The sequence below is a fragment of the Pseudomonas sp. NPDC087697 genome (assembly GCF_044743155.1).
Taxonomy (GTDB): Bacteria; Pseudomonadota; Gammaproteobacteria; order Pseudomonadales; family Pseudomonadaceae; genus Aquipseudomonas.
Map to the genome: position 1 here is coordinate 380,578 of NZ_JBIUVW010000001.1, position 15,750 is coordinate 396,327.

The 15,750-nt window shown below is 56.1% G+C and carries 15 protein-coding genes and 1 pseudogene; 10 read left to right on the forward strand and 6 right to left on the reverse strand.

All coding sequences use genetic code 11. The annotated features are described in order from the left end of the window. Positions 1-63: 63 nt before the first annotated feature. The gene (locus ACIPIN_RS01620; RefSeq protein ID WP_401114344.1) at positions 64-462 is read left to right on the forward strand and encodes a hypothetical protein; all 399 of its coding nucleotides are present in this window, start codon (positions 64-66) and stop codon (positions 460-462) included. Here ACIPIN_RS01620 and ACIPIN_RS01625 read toward each other — a convergent pair. After that, positions 459-728 (reverse strand): DUF1652 domain-containing protein, encoded by a 270-nt coding sequence (locus tag ACIPIN_RS01625; RefSeq protein ID WP_401114347.1) that lies wholly within the window; start codon positions 726-728, stop codon positions 459-461. The two genes, ACIPIN_RS01620 and ACIPIN_RS01625, sit on opposite strands and share 4 nt — an antisense overlap. 304 nt (positions 729-1,032) lie before the next feature. On the opposite strand from ACIPIN_RS01625, the gene eco reads away from it, so the two are divergent. Further along, positions 1,033-1,512, forward strand: a complete 480-nt coding sequence (gene eco, locus ACIPIN_RS01630; protein WP_401114349.1) for a serine protease inhibitor ecotin — start codon at positions 1,033-1,035, stop codon at positions 1,510-1,512. 14 nt (positions 1,513-1,526) lie between these two features. Continuing rightward, the gene (locus tag ACIPIN_RS01635) at positions 1,527-1,832 is read left to right on the forward strand and encodes an NIPSNAP family protein (RefSeq protein ID WP_401114351.1); all 306 of its coding nucleotides are present in this window, start codon (positions 1,527-1,529) and stop codon (positions 1,830-1,832) included. 15 nt (positions 1,833-1,847) lie between these two features. On the opposite strand, the gene ilvA is transcribed toward ACIPIN_RS01635, so the two are convergent. The 3 genes from ilvA to ACIPIN_RS01650 all read right to left on the reverse strand — a co-directional run bounded on the left by ilvA (position 1,848) and on the right by ACIPIN_RS01650 (position 5,813). Continuing rightward, positions 1,848-2,867: a threonine ammonia-lyase, biosynthetic gene (gene ilvA / locus ACIPIN_RS01640; protein ID WP_401114354.1), complete on the reverse strand. Its 1,020-nt coding sequence runs from the start codon at positions 2,865-2,867 to the stop codon at positions 1,848-1,850. Positions 2,868-3,083: 216 nt separating this feature from the next. After that, positions 3,084-4,124 carry an asparaginase gene (locus ACIPIN_RS01645; protein ID WP_401114356.1) on the reverse strand — a complete coding sequence of 347 codons (1,041 nt, stop codon included), beginning with the start codon at positions 4,122-4,124 and terminating at the stop codon, positions 3,084-3,086. A gap of 102 nt (positions 4,125-4,226) precedes the next feature. Further along, positions 4,227-5,813: a RimK family protein gene (locus tag ACIPIN_RS01650; RefSeq protein WP_401114358.1), complete on the reverse strand. Its 1,587-nt coding sequence runs from the start codon at positions 5,811-5,813 to the stop codon at positions 4,227-4,229. A 92-nt stretch (positions 5,814-5,905) separates the two neighbouring features. On the opposite strand from ACIPIN_RS01650, the gene ACIPIN_RS01655 reads away from it, so the two are divergent. Continuing rightward, positions 5,906-7,018 (forward strand): GNAT family N-acetyltransferase/peptidase C39 family protein, encoded by a 1,113-nt coding sequence (locus ACIPIN_RS01655; protein WP_401114360.1) that lies wholly within the window; start codon positions 5,906-5,908, stop codon positions 7,016-7,018. 73 nt (positions 7,019-7,091) lie between these two features. On the opposite strand, the gene ACIPIN_RS01660 is transcribed toward ACIPIN_RS01655, so the two are convergent. Both ACIPIN_RS01660 and lpxO read right to left on the reverse strand, forming a co-directional pair. After that, complete coding sequence (locus tag ACIPIN_RS01660; RefSeq protein ID WP_401114362.1) at positions 7,092-7,469, reverse strand: hypothetical protein; 378 nt, start codon at positions 7,467-7,469, stop codon at positions 7,092-7,094. A 173-nt stretch (positions 7,470-7,642) separates the two neighbouring features. After that, positions 7,643-8,542: a lipid A hydroxylase LpxO gene (gene lpxO / locus ACIPIN_RS01665; protein ID WP_262114174.1), complete on the reverse strand. Its 900-nt coding sequence runs from the start codon at positions 8,540-8,542 to the stop codon at positions 7,643-7,645. A 302-nt stretch (positions 8,543-8,844) separates the two neighbouring features. Between lpxO and ACIPIN_RS01670 the strand changes: the two genes are divergently transcribed. From ACIPIN_RS01670 to ACIPIN_RS01695, 6 genes and pseudogenes are all read left to right on the forward strand, one after another. Further along, positions 8,845-10,170, forward strand: a complete 1,326-nt coding sequence (locus ACIPIN_RS01670; protein WP_401114366.1) for a serine hydrolase domain-containing protein — start codon at positions 8,845-8,847, stop codon at positions 10,168-10,170. A gap of 91 nt (positions 10,171-10,261) precedes the next feature. Then, the gene (locus tag ACIPIN_RS01675; protein WP_401114368.1) at positions 10,262-10,414 is read left to right on the forward strand and encodes a hypothetical protein; all 153 of its coding nucleotides are present in this window, start codon (positions 10,262-10,264) and stop codon (positions 10,412-10,414) included. A gap of 65 nt (positions 10,415-10,479) precedes the next feature. Then, positions 10,480-12,315 carry a hypothetical protein gene (locus ACIPIN_RS01680; protein ID WP_401114371.1) on the forward strand — a complete coding sequence of 612 codons (1,836 nt, stop codon included), beginning with the start codon at positions 10,480-10,482 and terminating at the stop codon, positions 12,313-12,315. Between the two features lie 640 nt (positions 12,316-12,955). Next, the gene (locus ACIPIN_RS01685) at positions 12,956-14,386 is read left to right on the forward strand and encodes a GGDEF domain-containing protein (RefSeq protein ID WP_401114374.1); all 1,431 of its coding nucleotides are present in this window, start codon (positions 12,956-12,958) and stop codon (positions 14,384-14,386) included. Positions 14,387-14,505: 119 nt separating this feature from the next. Further along, a pseudogene (locus ACIPIN_RS01690) lies at positions 14,506-14,618 on the forward strand (DUF159 family protein); the annotation flags it as partial. A gap of 774 nt (positions 14,619-15,392) precedes the next feature. Beyond that, positions 15,393-15,749 (forward strand): hypothetical protein, encoded by a 357-nt coding sequence (locus ACIPIN_RS01695; RefSeq protein WP_401114377.1) that lies wholly within the window; start codon positions 15,393-15,395, stop codon positions 15,747-15,749. The last annotated feature ends 1 nt before the right edge of the window (position 15,750 follow it).

Consider the following 15,750-nt stretch of genomic DNA (forward strand, 5'->3'; position numbering starts at 1 on the left):
TGGGCGGGAGCCAGGCCAAAGGTTATGCTTTGGCCTTCGCTCTCACTGCCGCAAGGATTCGCCATGCAGATTTCGTTTCGCACACTCTCTACATTTACCGCCGGCCTGTGTTTTGTTCTGGCGCTGATCTGGGGCTTGATGCCCGAAGTGATGCTGGCGATCTGGAGTGTGGGGTACTCAGAGGCAACAGGTTTGGTAGCCAGACGCGGCGCGGTGTTGTTTGTGGCGCTAGGCGTGATGTTTTACCTGGCTCGAAATACGCCACCGTCCGCTACGCGCAGTGCACTGAGCAGCGGTTTGATGGTGGGGGTATTCGGGTTGGCGGCGCTGGGTGTCGGCGAATGGCTCAACGGCCATGCCGGCCCCGGCATCTTGCTGGCAGTTGCGGTGGAGATCGCGCTGGGCCTGGCATTTCTCCAGACCCAGCGTATCCCCGTCGAACTCGCAGAAACCGTGGATTAATGCGCGCGGGCTTTTGACTCGATCAGGTAGCTCCCGGGCTTGTGCTCAAGGTCGTGGCGCAACTCGGCGATCAGTTCGTTGATTTCACGACAGCCGTTAAGAACGGTCGCGTCGATACCGGTCACCACCAGGTCCAGTTGGTCCGTCTGGTGGTCGCCGTAGACCTTGACGGTCATCGACAGGTCCGGTGACAAGGTGCATTGGCAGCGTTTAGGCAAAAAACTGCTTTCAATGATATTGCGAAGTTCCAAGGCAGAAAGAAACATTACGACCCTCCCTTTTTATAAGACCGCCGAACATTCATCGGGTTAACCGCAGTCGGTTGTGCCTGTCCTTATCTCGCGGTTTTTCCTCAGCTGCATAAAGCATAAAGCACGCCCGGGAATTCGCACGACGGACCGTCGGTAATTCAGGGATTTGTGACGAGCCAGCCAATGACCTCGTGCAAAACGCGAGAACCACCACACATGACCCCGCCATTTTCCAGCTTCGCCGTCGTAGTTTGCATTGAGCGGTCAGCACAGTAAGAATGCTTGCGTTCACTGACTCAACCCAGAGCAAGGAGGCGTCATGCGCTCAACTACCCTCACCGCGGCGGCGGTGCTGCTGTCCGGTCTGTCCACCCTCGCCTGTGCTGCGAAACTCGAAGACGTTGCCCCCTACCCCAAGGCTGAAAACGGCTTTACCCGCCAGGTGATTCCCCTGGCACCGCAAACCCGGGAAGACAACTATCAGGTCGAGGTCCTCGCTGGTAAAACCCTGACCGTAGACTGCAATCACCAGCGTTTGGGTGGTGTGCTAGAGGAGAAAAACCTTGAAGGCTGGGGTTATCCGTTCTATCGGCTGGAGAAAGTCACCGGCCCGATGAGCACCTTGATGGCGTGCCCGGATGGCAAGAGCAAACAAGACTTCGTGCCGGTCGTCGGCGATGGCTTCCTGCTGCGCTACAACAGCAAGCTGCCGATTGTGGTCTATGCGCCAAAGGACGTCGAAGTGCGCTACCGGATCTGGTCAGCGTCGGACAAGGTCGAGAAAGCCCGTCAAGAATAATCGGAGCGCACACAATGATTACTTGCCACGTCAAATACGTGATCGACCCTTACCAGCTCGCCGACTTTGAAGCCTACGCCAAGGCCTGGCTCGGTATTGTCGAACGCCTGGGCGGCACGCACCACGGGTACTTTCTACCGTCTGAAGGCGCAAGCAATATCGCTTACTGCCTGTTCAGTTTTCCTTCGCTGGCGGACTACGAAAGCTATCGGCATGTGGCCTTGACCGACACCGAAAGCACCGCGCTTGTGGCGCAGGTGGTGGAGAAGAAGTTCATCCTCAGTTACGAGCGGACGTTTCTGCGTCCGCTGCTCGCCTGAGCCCCTTTCAGCGACTTACACCAGGGCGCCGCTCAATGCCGCGCGTTCTGCCACATGTCGCAAGCTATCGAAATTGATATTGGCACCAGAATCGATCGCCACCAGGGTCTGACCCCGAACACCGGTTTGCGCCACGTACTTCTTGATCCCGGCAACAGCCAGCGCGCCGGATGGCTCGGTGATTGAGCGGGTGTCGTCGTAGATGTTCTTGATCGCCGCGCAGAGCTCGTCGTTGCTGACGGTCAGCACTTCGTCGACGTGATGGCGACAGATCTCAAAGCCATAAGCGCCGATCTGCGCAACCGCTACGCCATCAGCGAAGGCCCCCACATTCGGCAGCACCACTCGTTCTCCCGCCAGCATTGCCGCTTGCAGACACGCGGAATGTTCCGACTCGACGCCGACGATACGGATCTCCGGTCGCAGGTATTTGACGTACGCGGCGATGCCGGCGATCAAACCACCACCGCCCACCGGGACGAAGATCGCGTCCAATGGACCTTGGTGCTGACGCAGGATTTCCATAGCCACCGTACCCTGCCCGGCGATTACGTCCGGGTCGTCGAAGGGCGAAACGAAGGTACGACCGGTTTGCCGGGCCAGGCTCAGCGCGTACTCCAGGGCGAACGGAAAACTCTCGCCATGCAACACCGCATCCGCGCCACGACTGCGCACGCCGATGACTTTCAGCTCCGGCGTTGATGTGGGCATGACGATGCTCGCCTCGATCCCCAACTCCCGCGCCGCCAGCGCAACACCTTGGGCGTGATTGCCGGCGGATGCGGTGATCACGCCGCGAGCCTTTTGCGCGTCGCTCAGTTGAGCCAATTTGTTGTAGGCACCGCGAATCTTGAAGGAAAAGGTCGGTTGCAGATCTTCGCGCTTGAGCAGGATCTGATTGCCCAACACCTCGGACAGCGCCGGTGCGACTTGCAACGGTGTGCGTACCGCCAGTTCATAAACCGGTGCGGCGAGGATTTTTTTCACGTAGTGCTCAAGCAGGGCCTGCTTGGCGGTGGCGGTGCTGGTATCCATCAACGTCTCCTGGCTTTGTTCGGAGCCCTGGAGACAGAAAATGAAAACCCGCCTCTAGGGCGGGTTGGGTGCAGTCGTCAGCTAGCCCGCCAAATAAGGAATGGCGGTAATAATGCTTGGCTGGCGGCGCGATACGGTGGAAGTCATGGCTCGAAATTAGCCGGGCGTGAAAGGCAAGTCAATGGCCAATGCTCTGTCGAGTGCGATAGTTGATCACTAACGGGGTTCCAGTGAAAACGTCAGCGCCATATGCCCGGTCTGCACCTGCATCGTGTTGAGCATTGGCGGGTGATGCCAGGCACTGAGCTGTGCACGTTGCTCGGCAGTACCGATGTTCAGCTGCGCCAATACCTCGCAGACCACCGCATAGAGGACAGCCTGGTTACCGTCCTCGACTTTTACCGCGATACCCCGCGCCTGCTGGCCATCCATACCGCGTACGCCAATCGCATAGCTGGCGTCGGCGCCGACCTTGCCCACCAGTTGGCCGTCGAAGGCCTTCATCATCGTTGTGCAGAAACGGCCCTCCCCGGCGACCAGTTCAGGGTACGCGGTCATGGCCCGGTAAATTCTCGCCAGCCCAGCCTCACGCGGTGACCGGGCACTCTCGTCGATATCGGCAGCAGCGGCAATTTTGGCAAAGAGCAAAGCCAGCCGGTCCAGCGCGAAGGCCGGTGTCGGCAGGTTGCAGCCATCGGTAGCCCACTGAATGGCGTTACCTGAAACCTCGCATACCTGCGCCACCGTCTGCATCACCCACTGCTGAAGCGGATGAGCTGGAAGGTGATAACCCTCCAGCGTTGAACCCAACGCTTTGGCGGCCGCCAACATTCCAGCGTGCTTGCCTGAGCAATTGCTGCACACCGGGCCGGGTACAAAGTCACTTTTGAGCCAGGCCCGATAGACCTCGTCCGAGATGGGCGGATGACCGCCACAGCGCATGTCTCCTTCGCTGACGCCGGCCTTGGCCAGCATGCTCAGCGCTCGCCGGATATGCCGTTCTTCGCTGCTATGGGAGCCGCACATCAAGGCAAGGTCAGCATCGTTCAGACCGAACTGTTCAAGTGCACCGGTTTCCATGACCGCCAACGCTTGTGCAGGCTTGGCGGCGGACCGGGCCAACGTCATGCGCAATGAATCACCAAAGCCGCTGAGCAAGCGGCCCTTGGCATCGACGACCGCGACATGAGCGATATGGGTGTTTTCAATGCTATCGCCGCGGTAGACGACCGCGGCAATCGCCTGTTCCCTGTTCATTCGGCATTCCTGTTGATTGCTTGAAAACCATGTGCGGATGCCACCGCACTTATGCAGGGGAGCGTAGTTCAGCTTAAGGATGTTGTCGGCTTGAAAGCCTGTTTACCAAGCCTGCCCGCGACGCTTGAGTTCAAGCCTGCGGACGAACTCTTCAAGTACCAGTGAATACAGATCATCCTGCAAATAGGCGTCTTCGATACCGGCGTCGATGTTCGGGTTATCGTTGACCTCGATCACCACCACTTTGTCGCCGGACTGCTTGAGATCGACACCGTACAGGCCATCGCCGATGAGGTTGGCGGTTTTCACTGCAAGGTCCACTACGGCCTTGGGCGCCTCATGAACCGCCAGGGTACGGCACTCACCGTTGATGTCCTGGCCCTTGGCCTTGTGGTTGTAAATCTGCCAATGGCCCTTGGACATAAAGTACTGGCAGGCAAAGATCGGTTTACGGTTGAGCACGCCAATGCGCCAGTCGTACTCGGTGTAGAAGAACTCTTGAGCTAGCAGTAATACCGAATGCTCGAACAGCTCGGCAGTGGCTTCGAGCAAGGCTTGCTGACTTTCGACCTTGATCACCCCGCGAGAGAAACAACCGTCGGGAATTTTCAGTACCAGTGGAAAGCCCAGGCGCTCGCCCACCCGCTCGAAATCTTCCGGTCGCTCCTTGTAGAGAATTTCCGTGGCCGGCATGCCCAGTTGATGGCTGTTGAGTAAGTCAGTCAGGTAGACCTTGTTGGTGCAGCGCAGGATCGACGTCGGGTCGTCCATCACCACCAGCCCTTCGCTTTCGGCTTTTTTCGCAAAACGGTAGGTATGGTTGTCGACGCTGGTGGTCTCGCGGATCAGTAACCCGTCGTATTCGGCGATACGGGCGTAGTCCTTGCGCTCGATCAGCTCGACGTCGATGCCCAGACCCTTGCCCACCCGAACGAAATTATCCAAAGCCTTGGCGTTGGATGGCGGCAGCGCTTCCTGCGGATCGTGGAGGATCGCCAGGTCATAACGGGCCAGGCGTCGTGAACGCGGCATGCGCCAGATCTTGCGACTGAAACTGTCCAGGGAGTTGGCGAAGTGATCTTCCTGATCTTCTCGCAACTTATGTAACGCCCCAGACTTCACCCCTTCGATGTGCCAGCCGTTACTTCGACGAAACTCCACCAGCAATATCGGACAGGGAAACACTTCAAACAATTGACGCGCTAAATCCTGCAACGGCTCGATATTGGTTTTTCCGAAATACAGCGTCAGGGTAAACCCTTCAGTGTCGCTGTAAAGATGATGATTCAGCGCCTTGTCCAAGGCTTTATCCAGATCATCCAAAGCCAGCCCGTAAAGCGACTTTCGGGTCAGTTCACTGATGGTTCGCACCGAGGGAATTACCTTGTGTCCACGGGCTTCGGCCAGCAGTGAGCAGTAATAACCATGCCCCAGGTACTTGTAGCTGCGGCACAGGTTGATCACCTGAACCCGCTTGCCCTGCTCGCTGCCTCGGGTTTGCTCGAGGTATTCCTGGGCACTGACGATGTCTTCACTGGGGAAATAGGACGCCCAGTCTTCCTTGCGCTCGACAATAATAATCAGCTGGCTGGAAGTTCTCGAAGCCTCTGATAAATAAGTGGCTTGTGTTATTGCTGTCGGCAATCTTTGCTCCGATACTTCACGCCAATGACCTTGTAGCGCTGACATAGTGATTGATCCGTTGGAGAACATGACACTTCTTATTAAGCACGAACTTTTTCGAAAGTCCCGTTTCGTTACGCAACTTTTACGGCGGCCATATGAATCTTGTCTTTCGCCTTGCAGTACTGGATGACCTGGCAGCACTCCTTAAACTTGAACAGCAATGTTTCACCACCGACCGGCTTAACAGCCGTAATTTTCAATGGATGATCAACCGCGCCCACGGGCAGTTGATCGTCGCCGAGCGCGCGGATCAATTGCTCGGATACGCCCTGGTGCTGTTTCACCGTGGCACCTCGCTGGCACGGCTGTATTCGATTGCCATCGCGGTTCAGGCTCGCGGCACCGGCCTGGGCAAACAGTTGCTGGAGCGAATCGAGGCCTGTGCGCTGGAGCACGATTGCGCCTATCTGCGGCTGGAGGTGCGCACCGACAACCCGGCGGCTATTGCGTTGTACGAGCGTAACGGCTACCGGCGTTTTGCACTGATTCACGACTACTACGAGGATCACGCGGATGCCTTGCGCCTGGAAAAGCGCATCCTCGAACACCGCGATGGCCACAGCATCAGCGTGCCCTACTACGCGCAAACTACCGATTTCACCTGTGGTCCGGCGTGCCTGTTGATGGCCATGAGTGCGTTGCAACCGGCTCGCGTCATGGAGCGTCGCGAAGAAGTACAACTCTGGCGTGAGGCGACCACCGTGTTCATGACCTCTGGCCATGGCGGTTGCAGTCCGCAGGGTTTGGCGCTGGCAGCCTGGCGGCGGGGTTTTCGCGTGCGGTTACAGGTGAGCATGGCTGGGGCATTGTTTCTCGATGGTGTACGCGATGAGCATAAAAAAGACCTCATTCGCCTGGTACACGATGAGTTCGAAGCGCAGCTAAGGCACAGTGATGTCGAGCAGGTGCCCGGCGGCTTGCTCGATCTGCCTCGTTTGCTGGCGGAGGGTGGCCAGCCGCTGGTGTTGATCAGCAGCTACCGCCTGACCCGCTCCAAGGCACCGCACTGGGTGATCATCACCGATTGCGACGAAGAGTTCGTCTACCTGCACGACCCGGACATCGACCACAGCCAGCACCGTCAGCCGATGGACTGCCAGCACCTGCCGGTCAGCCATGGCCAGTTCGACAAAATGTGCAGTTTTGGACGCGGCAAGCTGCGGGCGGCGGTGGTGGTGTATGGCCGAGAGGGGTCACCCCATGTTTAGGGTTGAATATTGCGCCACCATCGCTGGCAAACGAAACGCCACCCGGTAGCGCCCGCAATACGGTCAATGCCACTCAATAACCGATAGTGTCCGAATCTCGGGGTGGCCGGCTAGGCGGGACATACGGTTTGACCGAACCCGGCGCGGTGCCGCTGCGTGGATAGCCATTGCCTATCCCGCCGTTTTCGAGAGTCGGTGGACGGGGAACCGGCACGGTGTTCGGCCCGCGAATGACCGGCACGCTGGGCTGGGTGCCCTGCATACTGTTGGGGTTGGCCCGGCGAATCGGGTTGTTGTAGGGGTTATCGCTGTTGTCAGGGAGATTCTGGGCGAGAACGACTGGATGCCCCACCACTGCAGCCAGCATGCCAATGTCTGCTCCGGCCTGGGCCAGCGTGCCAAGCAAGCCACTCAACGCCAGTGCGGTGGTCCCGAGCACAAACCTGTTCATGGTGGAATTCCTCCCATACATGCAGATAAAGTCTTCGATAACACGCTACGCGCAGCGCTCTCCCCTGTGAAGAGAATACTCCAGCGCAGATGTAACACCGATTGACCACACCACAGACCGGCCGGAAAACCTCAACGCAGCGCCAGCAAAGACTGCTGACGCGTTGGTCGCGCTCAGATCAAAACAATAATGGCCAGCAAACCGCCGAAAATCGCCCACTTCTCCAGGTAGTAGCGCGTCCGGTTACGCTTTTTCAGTTCTTTACCACGCAGACGGACTTTGTAGATCTTGCCGAAAAACCGGTTCAAACCACCGGTTTTATCGCCTGCATCGTTTGGCGCGCCTGCAGCGGACATCACGTTGCGGCTGAACCAGCGATTGAATGCTGTAGCCCAGCGGTACTTCATCGGGCGCTCGATATCGCAGAACAGGATGATGCGGTTCTGCTGGGTGGTGTTCTCGGCGTAGTGAATGTAAGTCTCGTCGAACATCACCGCCTCGCCGTCACGCCAGTGGTAACGCTCGCCGTCGACGTCGATGTAGCAACCCTCATCGTTAGGCGTTTCCAGGCCCAGGTGGTAACGGTACGAACCGGCATACGGGTCGCGATGACGGACCAGCTTTGAACCCGGTGGCAATTCGGCGAACATCGCCGCCTTGATTGAACCGATGCTTTGCACCAGCTCTGTGGTACGCGGGCAGAGCTTGGTGGCCGACGGATGGCTGTCGCCATACCACTTCAGATAAAAGCGCTTCCAGCCGGTTTTGAAGAACGAGTTGAAGCCCACATCGTCGTATTGATCCGAGCGCTTGATCTCCCCTGCCCTCAGCAGGTTCTGGCCTTCGGCGCGGATTTCCTGCCAATTGGCCTGTAACGGGCTCAGGTCCGGGAAGTCGGCCGGATCCAGATAAGGCTTGTTGGGGATTTTCGAAAACAGGTAGAGGAAGCAGTTGATCGGTGCCAGAAAGGTCGAATGATCACTCAACTGGCGACTCAGCTTGTGCCGGATACGGCCACGCAGGTGCACATACGCAATGGATAAAACGTAGAGGGAGACAATGATCAGCTTCACGGGAATTCGTCACAGTTCAGAAGAGTATATGCCGCGCGCCACAAGGCTGATATGAACGCAGCGTTCGAGATTTAACCATCAAGTGAATCGGCAAAGCATGGGAGTTTGAGCAAAAAGCTAGCTCTTGGCCACTGGTTCGTATTCTAGTCACACTTTGTAACCAAGGGTTAACTTACATTTGTGAAAATCTGTGGGGAGAGTTGTGCCAGAAAAACGCCTGTTCAGCTCAACAAACACAGGGCAACATGGGTAGCTGCCGATGCCTGCCTGCCGGGCGCCCCCTATTCATGGATGAATACTTGATGATCTTAGCCGCACTTTCCAGTCACATCCATAAAAGCGCCACGGCCTTGCTTGCCATCCTGGCGGCCTCGACGACCTGCGCGGCCGAGATTCCCGACGCCACCGCCAGCGACCCCGCGAAACTGGGCTGGATGGTCGGCTCGCCACCGCCGGCCAATCGCATCATTCGGTTCGAAGATGGCAGCTACTTCAAGTTTCCGGCCCTGCGTTGGAGCGTCTCGAACTTCCGCCAATTGATGCCCACGATCAACGTTTCGCGAGGGCTCGGGTCAGTCACGGCGCTGCCAGAGGCGCTGGATAAACACATTGATGCGCTGGAGTTCAAAACCCTCGACTCAAAACAGTCGCTGACCTGGGAGCAATCGCTGGCGGCCACCTATACGGACGGGATTGTTGTCCTGCATCGCGGCAACGTAGTCTACGAGCACTATTTCGGTGTGTTGAAGCCCGACGGCCAGCACGCCGCAATGTCCGTCACCAAGTCGGTAATCGGCACTCTGGGCGCGACCTTGGTGGCAGAAGGTCGTATCGATCCTGACAAACGCGTCGCTGATTATGTGCCCGAGCTGACCAGCTCAGCCTTTGGCGAGGCCACCGTGCGCCAGGTACTGGACATGACCACGGGCCTCAAATACAGCGAAGACTATGCCGACCCGAACGCCGAAGTCTGGGCTCATGCCAACGCAGGCAGCCCGCTGCCCAAGCCAAAGGATTACCAGGGGCCGCGCAGCTACTATGAGTTTTTGCAGACTGTGCAGCTGCAAGGCCAACACGGTACCGCATTCGCCTACAAGACCATCAACACCGATGTACTGGGCTGGGTGATCGCCCGGGTAACCGGTCAAAACGTTGCGCAATTTCTCTCGGAACGTATCTGGAATCGCCTGGGTGCTGAGCAGGACGCTTATTTCACCGTGGACTCGATTGGTACGCCGTTTGCTGGCGGCGGCCTGAACAGCGGTCTGCGCGACCTGGCTCGCTTTGGCGAGATGTTGCGCAACGACGGCCAATTCAATGGCCAGCAAATCCTGCCCAAAGCGGTGATCGATGACATCCGCCACGGCGGCGACAAAGCTGCCTTTGCCAAAGCTGGCTATGGATTGTTGCAAGGCTGGAGCTATCGCAACATGTGGTGGATCAGCCACAACCCGGATGGTGCATTCATGGCCCGTGGGGTTCACGGGCAAAGTATCTACGTCGACCCGAAGGCAGAAATGGTGATCGTGCGCTACGCTTCGCATCCGGTGGCGGGTAACGCAGCCAACGATCCGGTCACGCTGCCAGCCTTCGATGCACTGGCCCAATATCTGATCAAGCAGCCTTGAAGCGCTAACGCCAACCCGTCAAACGATCTCCAGCCGGGGATCGTTGTTGCCCTTGCTGAAATTCCCTCTGGGATGCTTGACGACCCGAGCCATGTCGATGCTGCAGGCTTCCCAGCAGCAATCACACTCTAAACAACAAGCACCGCGCTCACAGCAGAACCAGCAAGGCGCACCGGGCCCTGACTTCGACAGCTTCGACGACGAATTCTCCTTCGCGCCCTTGCACCATTTGAACGGAACATGAAGTTGGGTGCTCGTACAAACTGTACCGCCTCATTATATTTCTGCATTTAACAATTTGGAGTTTATATGTCTCACGATACTTTAACTCAGGCGACAGACACACTATCCGCCGCCAATAAAAATCTTGTGACGGAGGTCGGAACCGCGCAAGTGGCCAATGTGACTACCGAAGATGCTGCTTTAGTTAGTTGGACTCGGGCACCCATGGCGTCCGTTAGTATCGCCACTGTCGCTGCCTCATTAGACACTACCTGGATCAGTGTTTGGGAGTTCACCAATCTGATTACCAATAAGCCTAACCCGTCCGATCCTACGACATGGGACTGGTCTCCGGCTATTGCAGGTGCGCAGGCTAAAGCGCGGTCTATGACACAAGTTGCCTATGGAGGCTATGGCGTAAGTTTTACTGCCGGAATATATCCGGTTACCCGAATCATTCACTACAGTGGCACACCGCTTCAAGGCATGGGCTCTCGTAATACTTTTATCACCGCCCTGCCTTTTGATCCTGCCAATGGCAAGCCATATGGCATGCTGGAACTGGCCCCCGGGGTAGTACAGGGTGCGCACATCAGTGGCGTTACATTTTGCGGATCGCCCTCTTATGTGTACGGGACAGCTGCAGTCAACCCAAATCAATGGGGTTTCTACTGCCATGCACAGTACGATGCTAATTATGTAGAGGGCGGTTTCTGGAACTCAAATCTGGTCGATGTGTGTTTTTGGAACTTCAAAAAAGGCATCTGGTCTCGTGGCGGTTATACCCAAGCCAACTCTAAGAGACCACACCAGTGGATTGACTTTTCTGGTGTTCAAGTTGAGGTACAGGATGGGGGTGAGCCTTGGCTGTTTACTGGGCAACATGGCCAGATCTCAGTACGCGGCGGCCTCGGCAAAAGCATTAGCTCCGCTGTTGTCAAGCGCGCGCTGTACTCGGTCAAAGTGGCTGTTGACCCTGATCCTTCAACAACTGCGTATCAAGGTATCAATGGCGAGAGCACGTCGGATGTTTCTGGTGTAGGTAATGCCACTCGAGCCGGCCACAATATCACTTTCAGTGATGGTTTCTCGTTTCAGGGGTCGCAGAAGGGTCTTTGGGTCAATGGTTCTGCGCGTAATATTACATCTGATGGTTGCTGGTATGAGACCTTGGCACAAGCAGTGACTATGGTAGGTGACGGTAATATTAGTCTGTCTAATAACCATTTTGCCAATGCCGGCATTGGCACCACGGCAGGCGGTGCGCCCGGAACAGGTTATATTGTGACGCTAGGCTCTCAAGGCCAGATTGATTGGGCCCAGGGTAACGTCGTAGAAGGGTCTTATGACCACCTAGTTTCCGATACGTGTTCCGGGGCCAACGAATGCAATGGTATCAACTGGTGGGGCTACCTTCGTAATGATGCTACCGGACCCACCCTACTACCTACCTTGCCACAAAAATCGCCTGCTATGGACGCTAGTGGCAAGATTGATATGGGCTCACATAATTTCGGGACAATAGCCCCTAATGCTGATCGCACTGTACGATTGTCCCATATATCCAGCAACGTGTTACCGGGGCAAACTTTAGTACTGCGAGCAACTACCGGCCCTGTCACTATCAAGAATGCTTCTGGCAGCAACATAATTACGGGTGCGGGTCGGGACATTACTATCCCCGCTGGTGGTATAGCCACCTTTCTGCGCATACAGCCTTACGTGGTCGGTTCAGAATTCTTGCTTCAGTCTGTATCTGCTCACTCCGCTTCTGCCGTGCCTACTGACGGGTTTTATTACACTCAAGGGCATGTCATTGAAAACATTGCTACAGGTGCCGGTGTGCCGGACCGATGGAAGTGCACTACTTCAGGACTGGCTGGCACTACAGCAGTATTCAAAGCCGCCGCTGTATTAACTTGATCATCGGTATCGAGGGGATGCGCGAGGCCGTGCAGAACCTGATTCTAAACGCTCAAATGTGCTGAGCTGTTTCCTGGCTCGGCAGCATCTGCGGCGGGATTCGTGTCTTTCGGGGGAGTACGCTCAGCTTTGGCTGGACGGGAGGTAGACGAGGAAGGTACGCGAGGTAATTACAAGGGGCGCTGAATCTGCACTGGATGCCTCATTTGGCGCTGATCCGGCTCGATCTGAGCTTCACGATGGGCTTACGCAGAATCATTGCTTTGCTCTACCAGACCGAGCACGCCGTACAACTGCCGTCACACATATGGTCCCAGCGGGTATTAAAGATCTCATGCCGAATACGCATAACCCCTCTCCTGGCGTCCTGCTGACCAAAAGCCCCCCTCTATTGCCTCAAGATTTCCTGCTGCTGCGCCGCGACCTCTACTAAGGCATTGCGATGCAAAACTCAGACTGCTTCCTCTGCAGCTCAGCCATTGCTCGACTAGGCTATAAATCTCCACAGGAGCCAAAGCCATGGAAGACAAGAATCCGGTTTATTTTCGCTCTGATTATCTAAATCTGACGCAGCACGTATGTGACTTCGGAGCCAATACCGGTCAGTGTTGGCCAAATAGATTCAACATTGGAGGGAGCCATGAGTAATTTCATCGCCACCGGCGAGCCACCTGAAGCCGTCCGCCTCATCATCAAGGTTTATGCCAGCTTGCTGCTCGCAGGATTTGCGTTTATTCCGGCCTATCTGATTGGCTACCTATTCTTCTTTCAGGACCCCACCCTTATATTCGAGGACCACGCATTCCATATAATTGCGATCACGGCAGCCACCCTGGAAGGCTTGTTTGTTACTTACGTGACGTGGCGCTGCTATCAGTCATCGGGAGAACCGCTGCTGCGATGGATGACGCTTGGCTTTCTCGGTTTTGTACTGATCTACGCATTGCATGGTGCGTTCACTGGGCTCGCACACCACAATATCTGGCTCTTTCTGCTTTATGGACCGGCCTCTCGACTGGTCATGGCGATTCTGCTGTTAGTCGGAATGCTGTCGTACCACCGCCCACCCGATGCCGCGGACCAACGAATGAAGCCCCGCCCGTGGCTGACCTGGATAGGACTGTTCCTGCTGGTTGACCTGGCAGTTGCGTACATCGCAAATTCGCCGATCGCCGGCACTCCTGCGGTGCGCCTCTCGATGGAAGGTGGTGCCCTCGTTTTTTCCACATTGAATGTGGCAATGCTCCTGATGCGCCGTATCCGTTCGCCGCTGATGGTGATTTTTATCATCTCGACCACCACGTTTGCGTTGTCATCTCTTGCATTCATCCTTGCACGTCCGTGGAACCACATGTGGTGGCTGGCTCATGCGATTTTCGCCGCTGGATTCTTCCTGTTGAGCTATGGGGTAGTGCAAGCGTTCCTCACCACGCGATCGTTCTCGACTATTTACAGCCAAGAGGAACTGATGGTGCGTCTTGCCGAGGCTATGGCGTACACCGAGAGCGCCCTGCAGGAGCTACAGCGCACCAATCAGGAACTCGGGCACCTTGCAGCGACCGATCCACTGACAGGCGCTGATAATCGGCGTCGATTCATGGAGCGAGTCGAAGCCGAAATTGGCCGGACCAAGCGCGGTGGTGCGCCGTTCTCCGTGCTGGCACTTGATCTGGACGATTTCAAGTCCATCAATGATCGCTTCGGGCATCAGGTTGGCGATGACATCCTGAAGGGGTTCGTGCAGAAATGCCTTGATTCAATCCGGCCGTATGACGGCGTAGCCCGAGTGGGCGGGGAAGAATTCATGATACTGCTACCTCAGACTTCACTTGAAGGCGCGGGCGTAATCGCTGAGCGTCTGCGAACCACCGTCGCAAATACTTCTTTTAATAGCGGCCTACAGCGGATAACCGCGGTCACAGTGAGCATCGGCATATCGCAATCCAGCCGCGACGGCGACACCATCGAGGCAATTCTGCGCGTAGCCGATCAACGTCTGTATCACGCTAAACACCAAGGCCGTAACCGTGTGGTCACTACCATCAAAACCAGTCTCCAACCTCTGCCCTGACCATCAATTCGAAGTCGCTGAAAGCGTTGAAACCGAAACGCCGTCCAGCGTTACCAAGAGCAATTGGCAATTGGCGGCGAAGGACCGGCTGATCAGCGAGTTCTACGACTTCGTGGCAGCGCCGGGGATGGCGGCCGCACTGGGCCAAAGACCGCACCGCGACATCACTCCCATCGACAACTGGTTTGAATGGGTGGTTGAGGACGGAATAAAGAATCAGCCTTATCTCATCTCAGTAAGCGGGGATGGTCAGGGCTCTGACGCCCAGATAACGTTCGAGCTATTGATAACGGGACACCGGTCAGGGTTGATCTCGCGTTCGCGATGAAGCCAGAGCTTAGTTTGCTCAACATCAAATTTTCGCTCGTTCCTCTCCCTCAATACGATGCCAGATACGCCGAAATGCCCGCACTCAGGACAAATTAGTTCAACGCCATCCATTCCGGATTCAATACATCGCGCATCTTCCGAGCAGTTCAAACACCACATGAGCCACTCCCAAGCACTCTTGTCAGTTTCCACGGCCAAGTAATCTAGCTGCCAACTCAATACCGCACCGCCGAGCATCGCCGAACGTCTTCCAGGTGCCTGACTCCTCGCCAACCCTCATGTAGCGTCCGCATTCATTGAGCCAGACGATAATGACCCGTGGTGTCGAACTATCTGGCTCGCCCCAAATGAAGTCGATCGTTGCTTTCCTACCGTTCGGATGAACGTAATCCACGGGATATGGCCTTTCGATGGCTGAGTCCATGCTAGCCTCCAGCTTGGTGCAGGTTGTCAATTAATAGACCATTTCCAACCGTCACGCTACCTCAACGAGGCATTCCTCATGCCCACAGAAACCCCAACAACTCCAGCCCCGGTCAGATGGTTGTGAATGCCCTCGACCTGGCATCGATGGAGTGACCGTCGGCCTCACCTTTTGTCGTAAGTCGATTGACTGGCACAGGCCTTTGGAGCCCAGTAGTCAGCGAACCAGACCAGATCAGAAGAAGAAAAATACATGTCAAAAATAACGGTGATATCCGGTGACTATCTGGCAGGTGATGCCGAATTTCAATCTGGACTGCTCATTCTAAAGTCCGCATTAAATCCTTCTCTCGAATTAAAGATGCCCGTTGCAAAACTGGAAACCCTGGAAACAGCAACCGAAAAAGTCGTAAACAGGAAAGGAAGCGCTATTCGATGGAGTCTGGCTGGAGCATTGCTTTTAGGGCCGGTTGGGCTGGTTGCAGGGTGGTTGCTATGCGATAAAGAAAGGGAAATAACCTTCTACGCAAAATTCAAGGATGGCAGCTGCCTTCTCGCCACAACTGATAGCGACACTTACTCAAAAATCTCTGCCTCTCCCTTCAAGTAAC

Coding starts and splice junctions, on each gene's coding strand:
- ACIPIN_RS01655 (WP_401114360.1), top strand. CDS start 5,906: ATGAATCTTGTCTTTCGCCTTGCAGTACTGGATGACCTGGCAGCACTC.
- ilvA (WP_401114354.1), bottom strand. CDS start 2,867: ATGGATACCAGCACCGCCACCGCCAAGCAGGCCCTGCTTGAGCACTAC.
- ACIPIN_RS01685 (WP_401114374.1), top strand. CDS start 12,956: ATGAGTAATTTCATCGCCACCGGCGAGCCACCTGAAGCCGTCCGCCTC.
- ACIPIN_RS01675 (WP_401114368.1), top strand. CDS start 10,262: ATGTCGATGCTGCAGGCTTCCCAGCAGCAATCACACTCTAAACAACAA.
- ACIPIN_RS01645 (WP_401114356.1), bottom strand. CDS start 4,124: ATGAACAGGGAACAGGCGATTGCCGCGGTCGTCTACCGCGGCGATAGC.
- ACIPIN_RS01625 (WP_401114347.1), bottom strand. CDS start 728: ATGTTTCTTTCTGCCTTGGAACTTCGCAATATCATTGAAAGCAGTTTT.
- ACIPIN_RS01680 (WP_401114371.1), top strand. CDS start 10,480: ATGTCTCACGATACTTTAACTCAGGCGACAGACACACTATCCGCCGCC.
- ACIPIN_RS01670 (WP_401114366.1), top strand. CDS start 8,845: ATGATCTTAGCCGCACTTTCCAGTCACATCCATAAAAGCGCCACGGCC.
- ACIPIN_RS01695 (WP_401114377.1), top strand. CDS start 15,393: ATGTCAAAAATAACGGTGATATCCGGTGACTATCTGGCAGGTGATGCC.
- ACIPIN_RS01620 (WP_401114344.1), top strand. CDS start 64: ATGCAGATTTCGTTTCGCACACTCTCTACATTTACCGCCGGCCTGTGT.
- ACIPIN_RS01650 (WP_401114358.1), bottom strand. CDS start 5,813: ATGTCAGCGCTACAAGGTCATTGGCGTGAAGTATCGGAGCAAAGATTG.
- ACIPIN_RS01660 (WP_401114362.1), bottom strand. CDS start 7,469: ATGAACAGGTTTGTGCTCGGGACCACCGCACTGGCGTTGAGTGGCTTG.
- eco (WP_401114349.1), top strand. CDS start 1,033: ATGCGCTCAACTACCCTCACCGCGGCGGCGGTGCTGCTGTCCGGTCTG.
- ACIPIN_RS01635 (WP_401114351.1), top strand. CDS start 1,527: ATGATTACTTGCCACGTCAAATACGTGATCGACCCTTACCAGCTCGCC.